Raw genomic sequence first — 22,410 nt, 5'->3', positions numbered from 1 at the left:
AAGATGTCTGATATCTCAAGATAACTATGGCTCCCCAGAAAGGGGAGCCATAGTTATTAGGATTGAGGCATACTCCGCCCAACTTGATACGATTCTTTATCCCAGACAAATTCCTGCCCTGTCGACCATAATGTGTGTGTGCTGGTAGCCTGCAAAAACGCCCTGTCATGACTCGCGATAATCACGGAGCCGGGATAATCTTGAATCAGGGATTCTAAAGCTAAACGCATGGTAATATCCAGATGGTTGGTGGGTTCGTCTAACAGGAGTAAGTGACTTGGCGCCATTAAGGTTTCGAGGAGCTTCAAGCGGATTCGTTCACCGCCTGACCAATTATCCAGAGAAGTTTCTAGCAATTCCCGGGACAAACCAAAATGATGACCGACAAAATAGATTTCTTCGCGTTCGAACCCTTGCTGGTACAAATAGTCCATCGCCGTAATTCCTTCGGGCAATTGCAATACGGCTTCTTGCTTCAGATAGGCGATCTGAACGTCTTGGTGCCAATGGACTTCGGGGGGCGACTGATAAATGGTGTCCATTAATGAGGATTTTCCGGTGCCATTGGCTCCCACTAAGGCAATTTTGGCGCCGTGTGGAATTTTAAAGGTTAATGGCTGCCACGTACGATGAGGCCGTCTGATGATGAGGTTTTGTATGGTGGCCAAAGGTTCCCGGCTATTTTTGGCGAGACTGTTGTGTAATAACTGGGGACTCCGATTTTCAGTAGGAGTCGGTTTGTTGACTTCCATCTTATCTAAACGCTTCATCCGGCTTTGGGCAAGTTTGGCACGACTGCCACTACGGTAGCGGGTAATATAGTCTTCCAGCCGTTTTTGTTCTTCTAATAACCGTTGATACCGATTGATTTCATTACGTAGGCGTTCTTCCCGCAGATGATGATATTTACTCCAACCCCCAGATACCGACCAAAAGAAACCATCTTCCCATGAAATAATCCGGGTGGTCGTGCGATCGAGAAAGGCTCGGTCATGGGATACGAGGATAACAGCTCCTTGAAAGGTGCGGATTTGCTGTTCTAACCATTCTATCGTGTTGATATCCAGATGGTTATTGGGTTCATCTAAGAGCCAAATATCGGCACCAGACAATAACACCTGCAAGAGAGCTAGCCGATGTTTTTCCCCGCCGGATAAGTGGTGAGGCGAATCACTCCAGCGGGCTTCAAAAAAACCCATCGCTAAGAGGTGTGATTTGACGCGGGTTTCCCATTCGTACCCTCCTAAATCGGCAAATCGTTCGGATAACGTGCCCCAGCGTTCCATCAAATCATTAAGTTGGTCAACAGCAAGGTCGGTTCGGCTCATCGCTGTTTCGATTTGTTGCAATTGGTCGGCCAGATGATGGATTTCCTGATTGGCGAAATAAGCACAATCCCAAATCGTGGGGCATGACAAGGGTTGCCATTGGCTCAGCTGAGCTATTTTGGGTTCTCCGAAGAGCTTTCTAGTCCCGGCATCGGGTTCCAGTGTCCCGCCTACTATCGATAAGAATGTTGTTTTACCCATACCATTAGGTCCGACAATACCGATGCGATCGCCGGCACTGATATTCAAGGTTATATCGGTCACAAGCGTCTTGCCGCCTACGGTAATGCGTAATGACTGTAAAGACATCCATGCCATAATCGTTTGTGACCTCCAAAAAATTTTGCCCATTACTTTTTGATGGTATCATAACGCGGTGCTAAAAGGGAAAAGATAGTGTTGCATCAAGTCCTAAAAGGTGTTATTATATCAAAGCTGTCCGACAGGGCAGCACGGCCACGAGGTGAAGACCTCGGGTAGTCGGTCCTTGAAAACTATATCGTCATGGTGAAGATGAGATTAGACGGTATTAATGATGTCAGCAGATAAACGAGTCATGGAGAGTTTGATCCTGGCTCAGGACGAACGCTGGCGGCGTGCGTAATACATGCAAGTCGAGCGGACCTTCGGGTCAGCGGCGGACGGGTGAGGAACACGTGAGTCATCGGGCTGTGAGTGGGGGATATCGGGCCGAAAGGCGCGGCAATCCCGCATACGTTCCGGGGAACCGGAAGAAAGCTTGGCAACAGGCGCTCACAGGGGAGCTCGCGGCCCATTAGCTAGTTGGGGGGGTAACGGCCTCCCAAGGCGACGATGGGTAGCCGGCCTGAGAGGGTGAACGGCCACACTGGGACTGAGACACGGCCCAGACTCCTACGGGAGGCAGCAGTAGGGAATCTTCCACAATGGGCGCAAGCCTGATGGAGCAACGCCGCGTGAGTGAAGACGGCCTTCGGGTTGTAAAGCTCTGTCTGTCGGGACGAAGACCGGCCCGCGAGGGCCGGGGAGCCGGTACCGACGGAGGAAGCCCCTGCAAACTACGTGCCAGCAGCCGCGGTAAGACGTAGGGGGCAAGCGTTGTCCGGAATTACTGGGCGTAAAGGGCGTGTAGGCGGTGCGATACGTAGCGGTTTTAAGCCTCCGGCTCACCCGGAGGAGGGCGGCTAAACGGTCGCGCTGGAGGGCAGGAGAGGTGCGTGGAATTCCTGGTGGAGCGGTGAAATGCGTAGAGATCAGGAAGAACACCCGTGGCGAAGGCGGCGCACTGGCCTGGCCCTGACGCTGAGGCGCGACAGCGTGGGGAGCGAACGGGATTAGATACCCCGGTAGTCCACGCCGTAAACGATGGGTACTAGGTGTCGCCCGGGTCCACCGGGCGGTGCCGGAGCTAACGCACTAAGTACCCCGCCTGGGGAGTACGGCCGCAAGGTTGAAACTCAAAGGAATTGACGGGGGCCCGCACAAGCAGTGGAGCATGTGGTTTAATTCGACGCAACGCGCAGAACCTTACCAGGACTGGACACGCGCGTGAGCGCCGCGAAAGCGGCGGGCCCTTCGGGGAGCGCGCGCAGGTGCTGCATGGTTGTCGTCAGCTCGTGTCGTGAGATGTTGGGTTAAGTCCCGCAACGAGCGCAACCCTTGTCGTGTGTTGCCAGCGGTGCGGCCGGGCACTCACACGAGACTGCCGGTGACAAACCGGAGGAAGGTGGGGATGACGTCAAATCCGCATGGCCTTGATGTTCTGGGCTACACACGTGCTACAATGGTCCCGACAACGGGATGCGACGGCGCGAGCCGAAGCCAATCCTTCAAACGGGATCTCAGTTCGGATTGCAGGCTGCAACTCGCCTGCATGAAGCCGGAATTGCTAGTAATCGCCCATCAGCATGGGGCGGTGAATTCGTTCCCGGGCCTTGTACACACCGCCCGTCACACCACGAGAGTCGGCCACACCCGAAGCCGGGCGATCCAACCGCCACCGCGGAGGGTCCCGTCGACGGTGGGGTCGGTGATTGGGGTGAAGTCGTAACAAGGTAGCCGTATCGGAAGGTGCGGCTGGATCACCTCCTTTCTAGGGAGCTTCCCATGACGATATGGTTTCCGAGGACCGGCGTCCGCACGCGTTAACGTGCGGGCCCTGTCAACGGACAAGGAGGGCCGATGGCGCAGTGGTTAGCGCACCCGCCTGATAAGCGGGAGGTCGGTGGTTCAAGTCCACCTCGGCCCACCATTTGACGGACCTTGACAACTTTACAGGAGAAAGAGACAACCAGCACACGGGGGATGCCTCGGGTGCGGATGGGGCGAAGAAGGTCGTGGCACGCCACGAAAGGCCTCGGGGAGCGGCGTCGCACGCAACGATCCGAGGGTCACCGAATGGGGAAACCCCCAGACCGGCAGGTCTGGACGGTTCGCCACAGGGCGAAACCGAGTCCAAAGCGGGGAACTGAAACATCTCAGTACCTGCGTCGAGAAAGCGTCAGCGAATCCCGTAGTAGCGGCGAGCGAACCGGGACGAGTCCAAACGTGCGCCGCGTGACCGGACATACCGGCGCGGCGCACGGGTTGCGGGCCTGTCTTGTCGGCGTATGTCGACCGACACCGGCCCTCCGGCCTTGATCCGAAGCTGTTGGAATGCAGCGCCCGAGCGGGTGAGAGCCCCGTCGGAGCAGAGGTCCGGAGGCCGGGACAGGTTCCAGAGTACCACGGTCCTCGTGGAAGACCGTGGGAAGCCGGGCGGCCCACCGCCCAAGACTCCCGACCATCCGTCACCGATAGTGGAAAGTACCGTGAGGGAACGGTGAAAAGCCCCCCGGGAGGGGAGTGAAAGAGATCCTGAAACCGTGTGCTGTCAAGCCGTCAGAGTGGGGTTCGCCTCATGATGGCGTGCCTATTGAAGAATGAACCGGCGAGTGACCGGCAGGCCGCGAGGTTAACGACCGGGAGGTCGGGAGCCGGAGCGCAAGCGAGTCTGAAGAGGGCGGCCAGTGGCCGCCGGTCGACCCGAAACCGTGTGATCTAGCCGGCGCCAGGCTGCAATCCCCTTAAGCCGGGATGAAGGGCCGCACCCGTGTCCGTTGAAAAGGGCTGGGAGGAGCGGCGGCTAGGGGTGAAATGCCAATCGAACACGGAGATAGCTGGTTCTCCCCGAAATCGCTTGAGGGCGAGCCTCCCCGACCAATACCGACGGGGTAGCGCTCTGTGAATGGAAGGGGTCCGTGAAGGATTACTGCCTGTTCGCAAACGACAAAGTCGTCGGTAGGCGGGAGAGAGTCAGACGTTGGGGGATAAGCTCCAAGGTCAAAAGGGTAAGAGCCCAGATCGTCCGCTAAGGTCCCCAAATGACCACTGAGTGGCAAAGGTCGTCGCGTGATCGAGACAGCCAGGAGGTTGGCTTAGAAGCAGCCATCCTTGAAAGAGTGCGTAATAGCTCACTGGTCGCAGTCGCGCGGCGCCGAGAATGTGCGGGGCTAAGTGGTCTACCGAAGCGGCGAATCGGCCTCCTACGGGAGGCCGGTGGTAGGGGAGCGTCCGCCGGGGGGCGAAGCGTGCGGGGAACCGTGCGTGGACCGCGGCGGAGTGCGAATGCCGGTATGAGTAGCGAAAAGGCCCGTGAGAATCGGGCCCGCCGAAAGCCGCAGGGTTCCGGAGGCAGGATCGTCCGCTCCGGGTTAGTCGGGCCTAAGGCGAGGCCGTTCAGGCGTAGTCGATGGAGACACGGTGGAGATTCCGTGACCAGCCGATCACGGCGAAGGAAGCAGGACGTGGCCCGCGGGGGTCTGCGCCCCGTTGGTGGTGGGCGTCCCGCAAGGGGGACGGAACAGACAGTACGGAAGAGAGCTCGGCGGACCACCGAGAAAAGTGCGACTGGAGTGATCGGGTGTCCGTACCCGAAACCGACACAGGTAGGCGAGGCGAGGAGCCTCAGGCGCGCGAGTGACCTCTCGTTAAGGAACTCGGCAAATTCCCCCCGTAACTTCGGGAGAAGGGGGCCCGGCCGCGCCCGCGGCCGGGGGCACTACAGCGGCCCAAGCGACTGTTTACCAAAAACACAGGTCCCTGCGAAGTCGTAAGACGCCGTATAGGGGCTGACGCCTGCCCGGTGCTGGAAGGTTAAGGTGAGGGGTGCAAGCTCCGACCCGAAGCCCCAGTCAACGGCGGCCGTAACTATAACGGTCCTAAGGTAGCGAAATTCCTTGTCGGGTAAGTTCCGACCCGCACGAAAGGCGTAACGACTTGGGCACTGTCTCAACGAGAGACTCGGTGAAATTGCAAGTCCTGTGAAGATGCAGGATCCTTACGACTGGACAGAAAGACCCCGTGGAGCTTTACTGTAGCCTGCCATGGAACGCGCGCGACGTGTGTACAGGATAGGTGGGAGGCGGAGAAGCCGCCGCGTCAGCGGCGGGGGAGCCATCCTTGGGATACCACCCTCACGGCGTGCACGATCTAACCGCCGCCGTCACCCGGCGCGGGACAGTGGCAGGGGGGCAGTTTGACTGGGGCGGTCGCCTCCTAAAGCGTAACGGAGGCGCCCCATGGTTCCCTCAGCACGGTTGGACAGCGTGCAGGGCGTGCAAAGGCACAAGGGAGCTTGACTGCGAGCGTGACAACGCGAGCAGAGCCGAAAGGCGGGCTTAGTGATCCGGTGGCACCGCGTGGCAGGGCCATCGCGCAACGGATAAAAGCTACCCCGGGGATAACAGGCTGATCTTCCCCAAGAGTCCATATCGACGGGAAGGTTTGGCACCTCGATGTCGGCTCATCGCATCCTGGGGCTGAAGTCGGTCCCAAGGGTTTGGCTGTTCGCCAATTAAAGCGGTACGTGAGCTGGGTTCAGAACGTCGTGAGACAGTTCGGTCCCTCTCCGTCGTAAGCGCAGGATACTTGAGGGGCGCGACTCCTAGTACGAGAGGACCGGAGTGGACGAACCGCTGGTGTGCCCAGTTGTGTTGCCCAATGCAGCGCTGGGAAGCTAGGTTCGGAGCGGAGAAGCGCTGACCGCATCTAAGCGCGAAACCGACCCCAAGATGAGGTATCCGAGGCGGACCTCTGGGTCCGCCACGAGACCCCCACACGACCAGTGGGTGGATAGGTGGTCCGTGGACACCCGGTAACGGGCGGAGCGAGACCATACTAATCGGTCGAGATCTTTCTCCTGTGAAGTTGTGAGGGTCCGGAAGACTCTCTACGCTTGTCGGTGCCTCAGGTGGCGTGTGTTGACCCGTTCCCATCTCGCACACGGTCGTCCCCCACGCCGCCGCTGGTGGTACTGGATCCGTCGGGATCTGGGAGGCCCAGTCGTGCCGACAGATTTTTATTTTGAACCCCTCTCACATAGGATGAGAGGGGTTTTTTTATTGATCAAGCATGTACTAGATCAAAAAATCAGCAGGTAACATGACGAACTTAAGGCTATGGCGTTTGTGCTATTGAGACAATCCTCTATTAGAACATATGGACATGATATTTGACCCTGTATAGTAAATACGCCACTGCAGGAAAATTTCTTCCGGTGAAATTCTTCACAATTCAATAAATTGGGTCCATTAAGCCCTTCGATTCTTCCCCCATAAGGCCTAATTTCTATGGCCAAAGAGCGAGATAATTGATGCTAAGAATGGGAACAGCAAAGGGGGAACACTCATTGCAAAAGGTTGCAATTATTGCCAGTGGCGAAAATATCGATTCGGCCTATAAAGTCTTAAATATAGCTAACGCGGCGGCCACCATGGACGTCAAAGTCATTGTCTTTTGTACTTTTGGCGGTCTTCAAATGCTTTTTAAGGATCCACAATATCCAATGATTCCGCTTCTCGAACCTTTTCAAGATCGCCTTAAAGATATTCCGACAGTCAAAGAGTTACGAGAATCGGCCATGGAAATGGGCGTGACATTTATTGCCTGCCAAATGACGATGGACCTCATGGGGATTACTGCGGCTGATTTAGTTGATGGCATTACGACAGCGGGCGCCACTGCGTTTATGGAAGAAGCTCTCGACGCTGATTCCACGATTACCTTTTAGGGTAGTGTGATTTAGAGGTATTGCAAAAACGCTCTCAATGTATGAGAGCGTTTCTTTATTGGCGCCACTATTGATAGAAAAAAGTTTTCGTCAACCTCGTGAATTTTGTGATAAGGCCGTAAATCTATCCCACAAGTATCTTGGTCATAAGATCTCTTAGGGAGAAAACATAGTTATTTCGATAATCGAAATCGAATTTATGAACAATAAAGTTAGCGAAAACGACTAGAAAAGGAATGGTCGAATGGTCCTATGGGCGAAGTTCAGTTTCCCTTTATACTCGCTATAGAAATATTTATAGTGGTGGTTAATTTTTCTAAAAGAGCTTATAAAATTTTTTAACTAAGAAAGTGTCGACGAGCAATGGCGGAAAAATTGATGGTAACCAGTGATATTCGACGAGTGCGCTTCATTGTGGAAGGAACAGTACAAGGTGTGGGATTTCGTCCCTTTGTCTATCTCCTTGCGCAATTATATGAATTAAACGGGTTTGTCCGCAATGACGGGCAAGGCGTCATTATCGAAGTGGAAGGCCCTTATCACATTATCCAAACATTTCGCTCAAAACTCGTGAACGATCTTCCAGAGCTTGCAACCATTACATGCCTCCGTGAAGAGCATTGTGAAGTTCGCCATGCGACAGGGTTTGACATTCAGGATAGCACGTACGGAATTCGGCGTACGCTCACTATTCCTCCCGATGTGGCCTTGTGTCCGGAATGTCGGAATGAACTTTTTGATACTTTTAACCGGCGGGTTGCCTATCCATTTATTGCATGTACGCAATGTGGTCCGCGTTTTACCGTCACCCAAACCCTTCCCTATGACCGCACGGCGACAACGATGGTCGATTTTCCGCTGTGTGAAAATTGCGATAAAGAATATCATGATCCCGCAAATCGTCGGTTTCATGCGGAAGCCACCGGCTGCTCATCATGCGGTCCAACGCTTGAACTGCTTACAAAACGTGAGAGGTTAACGACCGCAGTGATTGCTCAAGCGACGCGTCTTTTGGCCCAAGGAGGCATTGTCGGCATTAAGGGCATTGGAGGATATCACTTAGCCTGTGCAGCATGGAATGATGATAGCATCGAACGCCTTCGGCAAATTAAAGCCCGTCCTAGCAAACCTTTTGCTCTGATGGCCCGTGATTTGGATACTATCCGCAATTTTTGCGTGGTGACGCCTAAAGAAGAAACATTACTAGTGTCATCTGTGGGTCCCATTGTGCTACTGGCCCACCGTCCAGACGATTCCCTCTTATCAAGTCGTATTGCTCCTGGATTGATGAAAGTGGGAGTGATGCTGCCCTATGCCCCACTGCATGCCCTGATCCTTGAACGCCTCAAAGAAGAGGGATATCCCCCCATTGTTGTCATGACAAGTGCCAATCATCACGGAGAACCGGTGATATTCGACGATTATATTATGGAATCTTTTTCTGACCAAGTTGATGCTATATTACGTCATAACCGCCGGATTCAGGTCCCTGCTGATGATTCTGTAGTACATGTTACTGATAATGGTACGCCTATTATCTTGCGGCGGGCTCGCGGATTTGTGCCGGCACCGATCAAATTGCCCATCTCGATATCCCTATCGACTTTAGCTCTTGGCAGCCATATGAAAAGCACCTTTTGTCTTACGCAGTGCGGTGAAGCGATTTTGAGCCCGCACATCGGCGATTTAGATACCGCCCTTGTGCAAGACCGCTACCGCTATGTTCTAGCTCACATGCTCGCTCTCGGCGATATTGAGCCTGCCACTATCGCTCTCGATTTACATCCACAATATGCCTCAAGCAATGTGGCCAGCGCTTGGCCTGAGGCCGAAATCATCGGAGTGCAGCATCACCACGCGCACATTGCTTCTGTGATGGGCGAGCATTTCATTACGGAACGGGCAGTTGGATTAGCCTTAGATGGCACGGGGCTCGGCGATGATGGAGCGATTTGGGGTGGAGAAATTTTTGTGGCTCGTCTCACCGATTTTGAGCGGTCGTGCCACTTGCGTTATGTGCCGTTGGTGGGCGGTGATAGGGCTATCCGTGAACCCTGGCGTATCGCGGCAACGTATCTTCAATTGATTTTTGGTGATGCATGGCTGCAATTTCCCTTGGAGTTTGTTCGCACCGTGCCGTTACAGTCCTGGCGCATTGTGAAACAACTCCTGGCGCGTAACGTGCATAACCATCTAACATCGAGCACAGGAAGGCTTTTTGATGCAGCGGCAGCTTTAATCACTGGACGAATAGCAGTAGATTATGAAGCCCAAGCGGCCATGGAACTCGAACAAATTGCGCGCGAAGATGTTGAACCGTATGGATTGCCTGTCATGGCGAGCCCTCTTCAAACGGGAATAATTGATCCCTTCCCACTGATCCGGGCTGTCATCACTGATTTATTACACCATGAAGATAAAGGGATAATCGCTGGGAGATTTCACAAAACCTTAGCATGGATGTTTGCCGATGCGGCAGCTGATATTGCAGGAAAGCAAGGCATTGCGCACGTTGTAGGCGCAGGAGGCGTTATGCAAAATCGTGTTTTCGTCAGGGCCCTGAGAAACCGGCTAGCTGCACGGGGTTATGAGCTCAAGGTGAACGAAAAAGTTCCCCCTAATGATGGCGGGCTGAGTTATGGCCAGGCTGTGGTGGCTCAGGCCATTTTGGCAGCACGGCATAGACAAAATCCCAATAGTGGAAAGGAGTACCAACCATGTGTTTAGCCATTCCTGGAAAAATCGTGGAAATCGAAAATGAAACCGAAGCCAAATTGGATGTAACTGGAGTCAAACGGCGTGTTGATGTGTCGCTTTTGAGACAGCAAGGTATTGCGATTGCCCCAGGCGATTGGGTTGTGATTCACGTGGGATTCGCCATGAATAAAATCAACGACCATGAAGCTCAGAGTATGCTACAAGAACTTCACAATCTGGGACCCGAAAACTATCAGGATGAATTGCGGTTATGGGATGTTGCATCGTCTGACACACACGAGTCTAAGGAGTCCCAACGATGAAGGCGGCGTGGTACTTAACGATTCCGGCCGCTTCCCATGATGACAGCGAAGTGGTGTGTGTGACATGCAGTGATGCTGCCGAAACCATGGAAATTGAACGTCTGGAATCTTTATATGAAGCGGTGGCATTGAGTGAACGTGGGCCGGTACGGATCGATGTATCCCTGATTGAGACTCCATCCGCCGGGCAAAAAGTCTTAGTGCATGGCGGCGTTGCCCTCGGCATTGTTACCGAAAACGATTGAAGGACTGACTATTAAGGAGTAGGCCATGAAATATATGGATGAGTATCGCGACAAAGATCTTGTTGCACGGGTAGCCGAAGAAATTGCCCGCATCTCAGATGGGATGCCGGTCAAGATTATGGAAGTCTGTGGAGGCCATACCCATGTCATTTTCAAATATGGGTTAGAAGATTTGTTACCCGCGAATGTAGAAATGGTGCACGGCCCCGGGTGTCCTGTCTGTGTTTTGCCTATTGGTCGCTTGGATGATGCCATGGCTTTGGCCCAAATTCCCGGTGTTATTTTTACCACCTTTGCCGATATGATGCGGGTTCCGGGTTCGCAGTTCAGTCTTTTAGACATTAAAGCGCAAGGGGCTGATGTGCGGTTCGTCTATTCTCCATTGGATGCGCTAAAAATTGCCCAACAAAATCCCGATAAACAGGTCATCTTTTTTGCGATAGGATTTGATACCACGACGCCATCGACAGCCGTTACGCTAACGCGCGCCAAAATGTTAGGCGTAACTAATTTTAGTGTATTTAACAATCATGTCATGCTCATACCGGCCTTGAAAGCCTTACTCGATGCGCCAGATTTAGACATTACGGCCTTTCTTGCCCCGGGACATGTCAGCATGGTAATCGGTATGAATCCCTATGAGTTTATTGTGCGCGATTATGACAAACCCGTGGTGATTTCGGGATTTGAGCCCCTTGATGTCTTGCAATCGGTCTTGATGGTGGTGCGCCAATTGAGAAAAGGCGTGCGGCAAGTGGAAAACCAATATAGCCGGGTAGTGTCCCCTCAAGGTAATGTCTTAGCCAGGCGCATGATTAACGAGACGATGGAACCCCGTGAGGAATTCGAGTGGCGAGGGCTCGGCACGATTCCCCATAGTGCCTTGAAATTGCGTTCAGCATTTGCCGCATTTGACGCGGAACAGCGTTTTGAGATCCCCGGGCGCAAAGTCCCTGATCATCCTGCATGTCAATGTGGATCGGTTTTGCGCGGCACAATTAGACCATGGGAGTGTGGGGTATTTGGGACCGCGTGTACTCCAGAGCATCCTATTGGCACCTGCATGGTGTCTTCAGAAGGAGCCTGTGCAGCTTATTACAATTACGGCCGCTATTCGATGGCGCGAGAACGACAGCAACTGACGGGAGGGAAGTTGTGATGGGTCAGGTTCGAAGAACTCAAGAAGAGGTTTTAGAGAATATTACCAAAGCGCAGCAGGCAAGGCGAAGACACATGACGTTAAAACAAGACATGATCACCATGAGTCATGGCGCTGGTGGGAAATCCAGTCATGAATTGATAGAAGGTTTAATTCGACCGATTCTTGCGAATCCCGTATTGGATACCCTCGACGATGCTGCAGTGCTGCCCTTGAGCCGGTTTATTTCCCTAAGCAATGGGAGTTTTCCTGAATTAGCCTTTACCACAGATAGTTATACTGTTAGCCCGGTGAAATTCCCTGGGGGCAATATCGGTGATTTAGCAGTGAATGGTACGGTCAATGATTTGGCTATGAGTGGTGCCCGCCCCATTGCCTTATCCTTAGGGTTGATTTTAGAAGAAGGATTACCGGTTCCGCTCTTGCGTGAAATCCTAGAAAGTATTGCGATGCATGCCAAAGAACTGGGGATATCTATCGTTACCGGAGATACCAAAGTGGTGCCACGCGGGAAAGGTGACGGTATATACATTAACACTGCAGGAATTGGAATTGTGGAGCGTACGTGGCCCATGGGCCAGCATATGATTCAACCCGGTGACAAAGTTCTTATTAGCGGCAGTGTGGGTGATCATGGGATTGCGGTAATGCTGCAACGAGAAGGCTTGGAGATGGAATCAGAAGTGCAAAGTGACACCGTGAGCTTATATGACCTCGTTCACCATCTTTTTGTTCATATTGGCAGTGCCATTCATGCCTTAAAAGATCCCACTCGTGGTGGAGTTGCGACCACGCTCAATGAAATGGCTGTCAGTTCCGACGTGGCTATTAAAGTTTATGAAGAGGCTGTACCGGTGAAGGAATCCGTGCGCGGAGCTTGTGAGATTTTGGGTCTTGATCCCTTAACTATTGCTAATGAAGGCAAAATGCTTGTGGTGGTCGCTAAAGAGCGGGCCGATGAGGCCTTATCCCTCATGCGTCAGCATCCCAAGGGGCAAGATGCCCGCATTATCGGAGAAGTGCAAGAAGAACCCCGGGGCATGGTGTTTTTAGAGACACTTTTAGGGGGCACAAGGGTGGTGGATATGCTCGTCGGAGATCCCTTGCCACGTATTTGTTAGCACCCAGACAAGCTGCCATTTTTGACAACGAATAAGGAGGAGGAGTTCAATCATGTGGTCCAATTTATTAGATCCAGCCCATTTGATTATTTTGTTAGTCGTGGTGTTATTGATTTTTGGTCCAAGGCGTTTGCCTGAGCTCGGATCTTCATTAGGGAAGACGCTAAAGATGTTTAAAGATGCCCAAAAAGGTCTAGAAGACACCAACGCTCGGGACCAAAATCCTCCCCTACCAAAGGAGTAAGCACGCGTGCAAACGGTAGAAAATGATACGCAAGGGCTTTTGCGATTTAGTCGCTACGCATTTCCTCCTAATCGCTTAGGATACTGCGGTGGTGAGGATCATGCCGGCTTATATCAATACATGGCGGCCCAAAGAGTCGATGGGGGATTGAGAGATATGGCCAAAAATTTTGAAGGCGCCTATCCCTATCTGCGTTTGATCGCTCACAGTGTGGGCATTGAAGATCCCCTGGATGAACGGGTCGTCGAAGCCTATTGGCTGGGAAACGCGTGGCTCGACAGGGTTGCTCCCTATGATTTTTATCGGTTTTTGGAACAGTATTACAAAAAAGTTATGGCACCCGCCCGATTTGACATACTTAAAGATTCGCTCACTCAAGGAGCTCGTCCGCATCATAATTTTCATGTATTTGGAATTTTTCTTTATTTACAAAAATCCTTGACAGGTTCCGTTCCTCGCATGGAACGGGTATTAGGTGCGGTCGATGGATGCCGAATTAGCTGGGGTCAGGTGATTGCGGTAATCGGCAATCAACTGGTCGTCAACCGGCCACCGGTGATGATCAAAGACGATCAATGGGTGATTGGGAAACCGGTACCTGTCCGCGTGGACTGGAAATTGGACCAGGATGGGCGGCTTGCCGAGGTGCACGTAGGAGACATCGTCTCCATCCATTGGGGATGGGCTTCAGAGCGTCTATGGCCGCCTCAAGTGGCCCGGCTCATCACAGATACCCGAACCTTTCTGAAATTGGCGAATCAACGGTTTTTATGTGAATAACTGCTGTGAGTACAAAATCCCGGAAAAGGAGTGAGGCATGATGCCATACACTGTGTGGTCCTTAGCGTCTTTGGGACCCTAAAAGAGGGCCGAAAGACGTGATCATCAAGGAAGGGGGATAGGAATGGATTCATCAATTAATTGGGATGATTTGCCCAAAGTTAGTGGCCGTCCACTGGAAGGTATTACTGAACACACGGCTCAGGATGTCCAACAAGCTGTCCGGGAGGTAGACGAAAGACTTAACGCGATTGATCCTGATGGCACTGTTTCTCGCAATTTTATTGATCGTTTCATTGCCATGGGTTTAACCCGGAGAGATTTCATCAAATGGAGTTCTATGATGACCGCGGCGTTAATGCTCCCACCCATATTTGAAAGTCGGGTGGCACGAGCTGCGGCCGTATCCACGAAGCTTCCGGTGGTATGGATTAACTTGCAGGATTGTGATGGCAACACGGAGTCTCTGTTGCGAACGTCTGATCCGGGATTTGCATCGTTGATTTTGGACACGATTTCTTTGGACTATAACGAAACAGTGATGGCGGCCGCAGGCTATCAGGCGATGGACCGTTTGAACGAGGTCATCGCTAAACACAAAGGTCAATATGTCGCCATTTTTGAAGGATCCTTGCCATTAGGAAATAATGGCACCTTTTACACCACCGGAGCCAATGCCGAAACCGGTATTTCATTGACTAAAAGAGTGGTTGCGGGCGCCAAAATGGTTATGGCAGCGGGAACGTGTGCTGCTTTTGGTGGCATTCCGGCCGCGCAGCCTAACCCGACGGGCGCCAAAGGTATTGGCGACGGCTTAAATATTCCAGTTGTCAATATCTCAGGATGTCCGGCTAACGCGATCAATTTGGTTGGAACCATTTTGGAAGTGGTGATGTTCAACGACAATCCGGCGTTAGACCGTTATGGTCGGCCGCTTTGGGCGTATGCACACCGTATTCACGACAATTGTGAGAGGCGCGGACATTTTGATGCCGGTGAGTACGTGCTGAATTGGGGCGACACCGCGGCACAAAATGAATGGTGCCTATTCAAGATGGGCTGCAAAGGTCCGTACACCTATAATAACTGCCCGCAAGTACGGTGGAATCAGCAAGTGTCTTGGCCTATTCGTGCGGGACACGGCTGTATTGGTTGTGCTGAACCCAATTTTTGGGACACGATGAGTCCCTTTGAACAACCCCTGGGTGCGAAAGTCTACGGGTCAGCCTTAGGGATCGGGATTGACGCTTCTGCGAATACCGTAGGTGAAGTGGTTGTCGGAGCGGCCGTCGCTGGAATTGCCATTCACGCTACTGCGACGTGGATCCGTGATAAACAATCACCAGGCTGGAAAAATCCGCAGTCTAAAGATATCCCACCCAAACCCCCTTTGAATCAGTAACGACAGAACGACAGGAGGAAGAATGATGGCTCAGTTAAAACGGTTCACCATTGATCCCATTACCCGCATCGAAGGGCATTTGCGGATTGAAGTGGACTTGGATCCCAATAATGTGGTGAAAGATGCCTACAGTTCATCGGGCATGTTTCGCGGTATCGAACTTATTATGCAAGATCGGGATTTTCATGATGTAGGACTTTTTGCCCAAAGAATTTGCGGTGTCTGTACCTACACCCACTACCGCGTTGGAACCGAAGCCGTCGAGGCTGCTTTAGGCGTTCAAATTCCCACCGATGCCCGGATTGTGCGTAACCTGTTGCACGCGTCATTATTTTTGCATGATCACGTCGTTCACTTTTATCAATTGCATGGGATGGATTGGTTTGATGTGGTAGCGGCCTTAAGTGCCGATCCGGAAAAAGCGGCTGCCGTGGCGTTGAAATATTCTCCCACCCCGTATAACGCAGGTGCGGGTACGTTCCGCGCCGTTCAAGAACGGGTATCAGCGCTAGTAGCTTCCGGAGAATTAGGACCTTTCGCCAATGGTTATTGGGGCAATCCTTCGTATAAGTTGACACCGGAACAGGATTTAATCATGCTGTCGCATTATCTTGACGCTTTAGCGGTACAGCGAACTCTCGCGCAGGCTATGGCCGTTTTCGGTGGAAAAAACCCGCATCCGCAGTCGTTGGTGGTGGGTGGCGTCACTTCCATTATGGATATTGTGGATCCATCCCGGGTCGCGGAATTCTTGGGCAAGATGCAAAGTGGTGCCCAGTTTATTCAAAATGCCTATCTCCCCGATATCCGCATGATTGCTGACGCCTATATCCAAGAAGCGAAGTCTGGTGAAGGATATGGCGTGCCGGACTTCATGTCCTATGGAGCTTTTCCTTTAGACAATATTCCGTGGCCTAAAGGAGCGATGCTATTTCCGTCAGGGGTCTTTAATCGCAATACCCAAATGGTCACCGATCTGAATGCGGATCAAATTAAGGAAGATGTGACTCGAGCTTGGTATCAAGGACCCAATGAGGGTGTGTATCCTGGCGAAGAATCTACAATTCCTGATTACACCGGTTATGAAGCGGATGGTGCTTTAAATCGGAGCGGGAAGTACAGCTGGATTAAAGCGCCACGTTATCAAGGCTTGCCCATGGAAACGGGACCTTTAGCGAGACTTTTGATTGGGCGTGCCCGAAAAGATCCCCTTATTGAAAAGGCTATGACAGACTTTGAACGGTCTGTGCCTCGAGGTTTTAGCCCTGATGAGTGGTATTCCACAGTGGGGCGCACGGCGGCACGGGCCGTGGAAGCGGACATCATTGCCTCGCAAGTCGGGGCTTGGGTGGATGAACTAGCAGCTAATGTTGGACAAGGACAAACCCAAACGTACACCGCGCCGTCTAATACCTCGGGGGAAGGTTTTCGTCTCTTGGATGCACCCCGGGGTGCCTTAGGACATTGGATCCGCATTGAGAATGGCCGGGTTACTCATTATCAAGCAGTTGTTCCGAGTACATGGAATGCCAGTCCCCGTGATCACAAGGGTCAAATGGGACCCTATGAAGCCTCTTTGATAAACACCCGCTTGGCTGTTGCCAATCAACCCTTGGAAGTGCTGCGCACTGTGCATTCGTTTGACCCCTGTATCGGATGTGCTGTGCATATTGTCGATAGCAAAGGTGCTGAAGTAGCCCGGTTTCAGGTCGACGTGTAAGTCGGCCTGATAAACGGGGCATGAATGACGCCAGAAGGAGGAATCTTAAATCATGACGGAAGAAAAGACCCAGAAATCCAGACACGTGTTATTTTCTCCTGCAACGCGGTGGATGCACTGGTTGCGGGTGGGATTAATTGCCTATCTGGTTGTGACAGGATTCGAGATTGGTCAGCCCTTTATTCTCTATAATCCCCTGGTGCCCACGTGGAAGGATTTCTTGATGAACTGGGTCCGGGGTACACATGAAATGGCCGGATTCACGTTAATTGCGACCGAAATCGTCCGGATTTACGATTTTTTCCGTACGCATGAATTTAAAGATGCTCGCATCATGTTTTCCAAAGAAGCATGGAAAAAGCAGCTGCGGTACTATGGACTTTTTGGGCGTCAATACCGGCACCCCGGCGTGCGCTATGGTCCATTGCAATTCGCGTTTTATGCCGCGTTTTATGTGGCCTTGATTTTAATCTCGCTGACCGGAATTCTTCTCTTTGGTGCCAATTATAATGGGCCGGGATTTGGATCCTTCATCTATCATCAGTTAGGATTTTTTTACCCGCTGTTTGGAGGATTGGTTGGCTTACGGATGGTGCATATTTGGTTGGCATGGAGCATCATTTTCTTCGTGGTGGGCCATGTTTACATGGTCATTTGGAATACCGTGGAAAATCGGGATGGCACAATTGACACCATGTTGACCGGAACGCACATGCAGGTGGCTGACTCTCAGGAAACGGAGTAGGCGCATATGGAAAAAATACTGATTTTAGGACTCGGGAATATTCTGTTTTCCGATGAGGGACTCGGTGTGCACATGGCGCATTACCTCAGTGAAAAATACCGATTTGAACCGACTGTGGATGTCATGGATGGAGGCACCTTGGCTTATCAATTGATGGATCATATTGCTTTGTACGACCATGTTCTCATCGTCGACGCGGCCCTCATGTCCCAAGCTCCCGGAAGCATCTTTGCGTTCCGTTACGAAGATGCGGTCAAATGGGGATGGCATATTACCGCCGGAGCACACGAGATTGAAATTGTCGGTGTTCTCACGTCGCTGAAATTGCTTGGCGAATTGCCCGATGTAGAGTTTATTGCGATGGAACCCTATGACATTGTGAGCACACACATTGGGCTAAGCCCCGTGGTGCGAGACCGTATGAAGGCTCTGGAACAGGTGATCGTTGAAAAATTAGGGAATTGGGGAATTCAATGCACCCCGGTCCGTGAGGTCTCGTTTGACCGGAGCGACAAGGATCTTTTGGATATCGCGCCCGATCAGACAGGGAAGGAGAATAGTCATGTGTTTGGCGCTTCCGCTCAAAGTCGTCAAGGTTCTTGATGAATCCCGGTGCCTCGTGGAAGGAGGAGGGCGAACGAGACATGCCTTCTACGACGGCATTGAAGACCTGCATGAGGGAGATTGGGTTTTGGTCGAGGCGAATTTAGTGCTGGAAAAATTGTCGGAAGAAGAAGGTCGGCAAGCCATGGAAGATGCCTTGCGGTACGTATTTGGTAATGAGGATGATGAATCTCAGGTGTAAGGAGACAGGCAGATGCTTCTTATTCGGCTATTGCTTCAAAGGCCCAAACGAATTCGCCGCAATGAAGTTGTATCGCGTCGCGAGTTCTTTCAAGAGCTCTTACCGCTTCCACGCCCGGCACAACATGGGAATCCCGTGGTTGCAGATGCCGAAGATCATTCCGTTTCCTTTATGCCGCGATGTCGCCCTCCGGGAGCTGTTGCTGAGGACACGTTTATTCAACAGTGCGTCGGTTGTGCTCTATGTGCGGAGGTTTGCCCTGCTGGGGCCATCGTGCCTGATGATCAAGGCATGGCGATGATGGATGTGAATCGCCAACCCTGTCTGGCGTGCTTAGATGTGCCGTGCAGCCGGTCCTGTCCTCATGGAGCTTTAAAACCTCTGCAAGAGGCCTGGGAAATAGCTATTGGACGCGTAGTGGTGTATCCTGACAGTTGTTGGCGCCTGACAGCAGGGCAAGATTGTGGCGAAGCGTGTCTCAATGCCTGTCCCTTAGCGCATAATGCTTTGAAACTTTATCCGGGGCAGGCACCTGATATCTCCAATCTGATTTGTCTCGGCTGTGGACAATGCGTCAAAGCATGTCCAAGCCCCGGAACCATTACCATACAACCTCGTTAACACAAAGTGGCAAGAAGAGAAACAAAAGAAAGAAGGTAGTAGGATATGGATTGGCAAGTCTTTCGGGATGCCAAGGAAAGTGAACTGGCCGAGCAGAGGGCATTTGTCGAGCAAACATTGCAGTGGCGGGTTCCCGGGTTCCACTGGAGTGCAGCCAGTGTCAAACAGTGGTATGAGGAACGGAACCAGTGGCCTGAAGAAATCCAGCGTGCGGTCGAATTTCTCTACCAGTATGATTACCCTTTGCGTGTTTTGGAAGAAGAAATTGTCAAGGACGAGTCGTGGTTATGGAATGATTATGATGGAATGAGACAAAAACTTATGGAGACCGAAAACCATTTCTGGCAGAGTACTGCCGCCAGTGCCGGTGAGACTTGGACGGATGAATCCCCAAGCCATGATATGAGTATGCAGCAGTGGTGGCAGAGCGTGCGAGGACGACGAGGGCCACTTTTGGCTGTGTTGCGCTCAAAACTCCCCTTAGAAAAATATCTGCAGCATCTTAGCATGATTGCACAGTCCAATGATTATGAAGCGGTAGGACACCTGGGCGATACAGATCATGCTTCACTCCAGCTGGTTCCTAAACGATTTGTTGATCTTCTCCGTGATGTCAATCCCGATGTCATGCGTCTTCTTCCGCTCCACATGGATCTCTCCCGGGAGCAAGGCCGATTGTCCGTGACCTTAACGGATTGGATTGGGGAAAGCAGATGGCCAGAGAATCCTTCTGAGGATGTTTTGAAAGCATTGGCATGGTTTGATGTGACCGGCACCATTTTTCTCAACAGTTTAGGGTGGGTGCGTTAAGGAGGGCGTTATGCACGAAGCCGGGCTTATGGCTAGCGTACTAGAAATTATCGACCAGTCGCGTGTCGAAAACAATATTCGTCGGGTTACAGAAATTACTTTAAAAGTCGGCGTCTTAAATGGCGCCTTGCCCGATGCTTTGCAATTTGCCTTCGATGCCCTGCGCAGTGAATATGTGTGGCTCGATGCATCATCCGTTCTTCGGATTGAATCGGTTCCGGCGATCCTCTTGTGTTTTGAGTGTCAGTATCAAGGGCCCGGATCTGAGATGACCTGTCCAGCTTGTCAATCGGTTTTAACCCAGCTTATACAAGGCGAAGAATTTGACATTGTGGGTTTCGATGGTGAAGTTGATGAGCCGAGTAAATATCCTGCACTTCAGGAACCTCTTGGACGAGGAGGACATTAAGCATGCACGTAGATCTACACCAGGATGTATGGGCCTTAAATAACAGCGAAGGAAATCACAATCGTGAATGGCTCGATGATCATAAGATGTGGGCGGTCAATATCATGGGATCGCCTGGTGCGGGAAAAACGACGTTACTGGAACATTTACTACCGATTTTGCGCAAGGATTTCCATGTGGGAGTCATTGAAGGAGACGTGGCAACATCGAAAGATGCCTTGAGAATCTCCGCATTAGGGATTCCTGTTATCCAGCTTGAGACGCAAGGCGTTTGCCATTTGGATGGCCGCATGGTCAAGTCTGGTCTCCGGGCCTTGGAACCTTTGCATTTGGATTTGCTCTTTATCGAGAATGTGGGAAATTTAGTCTGCCCTGCAGACTTTTACTTAGGAGAACATGCCCGCCTCGGCGTTTTAAGCACCGTGGAAGGTGGGGACAAAATTGTCAAGTATCCTACCTTGTTCCGGCGCATTAACGCCCTCGCTATTACTAAAACTGATTTGCTCCCGTTCACAGATTTTGATATGGACCAAGCATCCAAAGATTTTGCGAGTCTTGGGGCGGGACGCCCACTGTTTCCCCTATCCAAAAATGAAGGAATTTCTGATTTAGCCCAGTGGATTCGTAACATGGCTCTTAATATGTCTACAACTGAGCAGGATGTCTAAAGGCCACTTATGAGAGAAAAAAGGAGGAATGACCGGTGTGTATGGATAAGAACAGCTACGAAGAGTGGCAAATCGTTGCAGAACAATATGCGGCCCAAGTCAAACTGTATGCGGACCACATAGAATCATGGAGTGACCGCTTTAATGCCGCGGGTTTGCCCGATGCGACCAAGACGTTCGAAAGAGCGGTACTGGCTTTGGATATGGCGTACAATGAACTGCTGAAGGCTAGAGACATTCTTCATGCCGAGCATGATCACGATCATTTCCATGTGGAAACGTTTAATGTCGGCCCATCGGCGTCAGAAATTCATGACCATGATCACAATACAGATGGAAGAACCCAGTATCATCCTCCCCATGATCATGCTCACCCGCATGCTCATGCCTAAATGCGGGATTTCGTCCAGCGATTTTGCACGATGTGACGTTTACAGGCTCTTTTGGCGGCATCACCGGAAATTTTGGAATCACCTGCGCGTTGCTGGGGAAGAGGTCGGATCACTTTAATAGGGTCCTGGGAAACCAGGACCCTCTTTAACATCGGTATGCGATTTATTTAGGAGTTGCAATAATACCATATTTCTTTAACAAATCTAAGGCGGTCTGCCGATCAATGACCCCAACATGAACCACTTGATTGTTGATAATGGTACTGGGGACACTACGAATATATAATTTGACGGCCAGTTCTCGTCCTTCCAACGTGCCCACATCTACTTCGCGCACCGTAAACCCATATTGATTCGCCAATTCCTTCCATTGGCGAATGGTGGCTGGACAGGTGTGACACCAGGGAGATGTGGCCACAACGACCTCACCCATATTGGTCACCTCTTAACTACACCGCATACACTGAATTTTGTCCCGGACAATCTTTTCGCGGTAGCGTGTGAGAGCCTCTTCCCCTGTAACCAGATGTCCCCAATCTTGTTGCGGGTCAATCTTGAGCTTGGCAATCCATGCTGTCCCGTAGGGATCAATATTTAACAGCGCGGGTTGGTCTTTTAAGACGGCATTGGTCTCTAAAATGGTGCCGGATAATGGGCAGACTAGAGGTCCCGCCCATTTCCCGCTTTCGAGCGATGCTAAAGATTTTCCCCGGGCAACATACGTCCCCGCCCTTTTAGGGCGCACAAATAAAATACGACCGGACAGAGTTTGGGCAGGGTCGGTCATACCGACCGAGACCACCTCGCCCTCCTCGTCGTCCTTGCTTTCCTTTCGTACCCAGACATTATTGTCAATGTCGTAATAAAGGTCTTCGGGAATATCACAGCCTTGAATTTCAGCCATCTTGCACCT

The 22,410-nt window shown here is 51.7% G+C and carries 21 protein-coding genes, 1 tRNA gene and 3 rRNA genes; 22 read left to right on the top strand and 3 right to left on the bottom strand.

Going from position 1 to position 22,410, the window contains the following annotated elements; genetic code table 11:
* Positions 1–56: 56 nt before the first annotated feature.
* Positions 57–1,646, bottom strand: a complete 1,590-nt coding sequence (locus AOA63_RS10480; protein WP_053959649.1) for an ABC-F family ATP-binding cassette domain-containing protein — start codon at positions 1,644–1,646, stop codon at positions 57–59.
* A gap of 235 nt (positions 1,647–1,881) precedes the next feature.
* Here AOA63_RS10480 and AOA63_RS10475 point away from each other — a divergent pair.
* The 22 genes from AOA63_RS10475 to AOA63_RS10375 all read left to right on the top strand — a co-directional run bounded on the left by AOA63_RS10475 (position 1,882) and on the right by AOA63_RS10375 (position 21,497).
* Positions 1,882–3,399: ribosomal RNA gene (locus AOA63_RS10475) — 16S ribosomal RNA — on the top strand.
* An 83-nt stretch (positions 3,400–3,482) separates the two neighbouring features.
* Positions 3,483–3,558: transfer RNA gene (locus AOA63_RS10470), tRNA-Ile, on the top strand.
* Between the two features lie 26 nt (positions 3,559–3,584).
* A 23S ribosomal RNA gene (locus AOA63_RS10465) occupies positions 3,585–6,488 on the top strand.
* Between the two features lie 35 nt (positions 6,489–6,523).
* Positions 6,524–6,641: ribosomal RNA gene (gene rrf / locus AOA63_RS20585) — 5S ribosomal RNA — on the top strand.
* Together the 16S, 23S and 5S rRNA genes with 1 tRNA gene alongside form the textbook arrangement of a ribosomal RNA operon.
* Positions 6,642–6,975: 334 nt before the next feature.
* Positions 6,976–7,356, top strand: coding sequence for a DsrE/DsrF/DrsH-like family protein (locus AOA63_RS10460; RefSeq protein ID WP_242848315.1), 381 nt, complete (start codon positions 6,976–6,978; stop codon positions 7,354–7,356).
* 363 nt (positions 7,357–7,719) lie between these two features.
* Positions 7,720–10,083, top strand: coding sequence for a carbamoyltransferase HypF (hypF, locus tag AOA63_RS10455; protein WP_053959647.1), 2,364 nt, complete (start codon positions 7,720–7,722; stop codon positions 10,081–10,083).
* On the top strand, positions 10,074–10,376 hold the full coding sequence (locus AOA63_RS10450) for a HypC/HybG/HupF family hydrogenase formation chaperone (protein WP_053959646.1): 303 nt from the start codon (positions 10,074–10,076) through the stop codon (positions 10,374–10,376). The genes hypF and AOA63_RS10450 overlap by 10 nt, the downstream gene beginning before the upstream one ends.
* Entirely contained in the window at positions 10,373–10,621 is a 249-nt protein-coding gene (locus tag AOA63_RS10445; protein ID WP_053959645.1) for a hypothetical protein, read from the top strand. The genes AOA63_RS10450 and AOA63_RS10445 overlap by 4 nt, the downstream gene beginning before the upstream one ends.
* A 25-nt stretch (positions 10,622–10,646) precedes the next feature.
* A complete protein-coding gene (hypD, locus tag AOA63_RS10440) occupies positions 10,647–11,780 on the top strand; it encodes a hydrogenase formation protein HypD (RefSeq protein ID WP_053959644.1) in 1,134 nt (377 codons plus the stop codon).
* Positions 11,780–12,901: a hydrogenase expression/formation protein HypE gene (hypE, locus tag AOA63_RS10435; RefSeq protein WP_053959643.1), complete on the top strand. Its 1,122-nt coding sequence runs from the start codon at positions 11,780–11,782 to the stop codon at positions 12,899–12,901. Before hypD ends, hypE begins: the two co-directional genes overlap by 1 nt.
* A 52-nt stretch (positions 12,902–12,953) precedes the next feature.
* Positions 12,954–13,145, top strand: coding sequence for a twin-arginine translocase TatA/TatE family subunit (gene tatA / locus AOA63_RS10430; protein WP_053959642.1), 192 nt, complete (start codon positions 12,954–12,956; stop codon positions 13,143–13,145).
* A gap of 6 nt (positions 13,146–13,151) precedes the next feature.
* Entirely contained in the window at positions 13,152–13,925 is a 774-nt protein-coding gene (locus tag AOA63_RS10425) for a DUF6390 family protein (RefSeq protein WP_053959641.1), read from the top strand.
* A 124-nt stretch (positions 13,926–14,049) separates the two neighbouring features.
* A complete protein-coding gene (locus AOA63_RS10420; protein ID WP_053959640.1) occupies positions 14,050–15,327 on the top strand; it encodes a hydrogenase small subunit in 1,278 nt (425 codons plus the stop codon).
* A gap of 22 nt (positions 15,328–15,349) precedes the next feature.
* A complete protein-coding gene (locus AOA63_RS10415) occupies positions 15,350–17,047 on the top strand; it encodes a nickel-dependent hydrogenase large subunit (RefSeq protein ID WP_242848314.1) in 1,698 nt (565 codons plus the stop codon).
* A 52-nt stretch (positions 17,048–17,099) separates the two neighbouring features.
* Positions 17,100–17,792 carry a Ni/Fe-hydrogenase, b-type cytochrome subunit gene (cybH, locus tag AOA63_RS10410; RefSeq protein WP_053959638.1) on the top strand — a complete coding sequence of 231 codons (693 nt, stop codon included), beginning with the start codon at positions 17,100–17,102 and terminating at the stop codon, positions 17,790–17,792.
* A 6-nt stretch (positions 17,793–17,798) separates the two neighbouring features.
* Positions 17,799–18,395, top strand: a complete 597-nt coding sequence (locus tag AOA63_RS10405; RefSeq protein ID WP_053959637.1) for a HyaD/HybD family hydrogenase maturation endopeptidase — start codon at positions 17,799–17,801, stop codon at positions 18,393–18,395.
* Positions 18,355–18,597 carry a HypC/HybG/HupF family hydrogenase formation chaperone gene (locus AOA63_RS10400; RefSeq protein ID WP_053959636.1) on the top strand — a complete coding sequence of 81 codons (243 nt, stop codon included), beginning with the start codon at positions 18,355–18,357 and terminating at the stop codon, positions 18,595–18,597. The genes AOA63_RS10405 and AOA63_RS10400 overlap by 41 nt, the downstream gene beginning before the upstream one ends.
* 12 nt (positions 18,598–18,609) lie before the next feature.
* Complete coding sequence (locus AOA63_RS10395) at positions 18,610–19,218, top strand: 4Fe-4S dicluster domain-containing protein (RefSeq protein ID WP_053959635.1); 609 nt, start codon at positions 18,610–18,612, stop codon at positions 19,216–19,218.
* A gap of 45 nt (positions 19,219–19,263) precedes the next feature.
* Positions 19,264–20,028: a hypothetical protein gene (locus AOA63_RS10390; RefSeq protein ID WP_053959634.1), complete on the top strand. Its 765-nt coding sequence runs from the start codon at positions 19,264–19,266 to the stop codon at positions 20,026–20,028.
* 10 nt (positions 20,029–20,038) lie between these two features.
* Positions 20,039–20,437: a hydrogenase maturation nickel metallochaperone HypA gene (locus tag AOA63_RS10385; RefSeq protein WP_053959633.1), complete on the top strand. Its 399-nt coding sequence runs from the start codon at positions 20,039–20,041 to the stop codon at positions 20,435–20,437.
* A 2-nt stretch (positions 20,438–20,439) separates the two neighbouring features.
* Complete coding sequence (gene hypB / locus AOA63_RS10380; RefSeq protein WP_053959632.1) at positions 20,440–21,105, top strand: hydrogenase nickel incorporation protein HypB; 666 nt, start codon at positions 20,440–20,442, stop codon at positions 21,103–21,105.
* Between the two features lie 41 nt (positions 21,106–21,146).
* Complete coding sequence (locus AOA63_RS10375) at positions 21,147–21,497, top strand: hypothetical protein (protein WP_053959631.1); 351 nt, start codon at positions 21,147–21,149, stop codon at positions 21,495–21,497.
* A gap of 163 nt (positions 21,498–21,660) precedes the next feature.
* Here AOA63_RS10375 and AOA63_RS10370 read toward each other — a convergent pair whose 3' ends face one another.
* Together AOA63_RS10370 and AOA63_RS10365 are read right to left on the bottom strand one after the other, a co-directional pair.
* Positions 21,661–21,930: a thioredoxin family protein gene (locus AOA63_RS10370; RefSeq protein WP_053959630.1), complete on the bottom strand. Its 270-nt coding sequence runs from the start codon at positions 21,928–21,930 to the stop codon at positions 21,661–21,663.
* A gap of 12 nt (positions 21,931–21,942) precedes the next feature.
* Positions 21,943–22,401, bottom strand: coding sequence for a glycine cleavage system protein H (locus AOA63_RS10365; protein WP_053959629.1), 459 nt, complete (start codon positions 22,399–22,401; stop codon positions 21,943–21,945).
* Between the last annotated feature and the right edge of the window lie 9 nt (positions 22,402–22,410).

It is taken from the genome of Sulfobacillus thermosulfidooxidans (genome assembly GCF_001280565.1).
Classification (GTDB): Bacteria; Bacillota; Sulfobacillia; order Sulfobacillales; family Sulfobacillaceae; genus Sulfobacillus; species Sulfobacillus thermosulfidooxidans_A.
The sequence above is the reverse complement of the archived record's forward strand: the minus strand, read 5'-3'. Positions and strand labels throughout refer to the sequence as shown.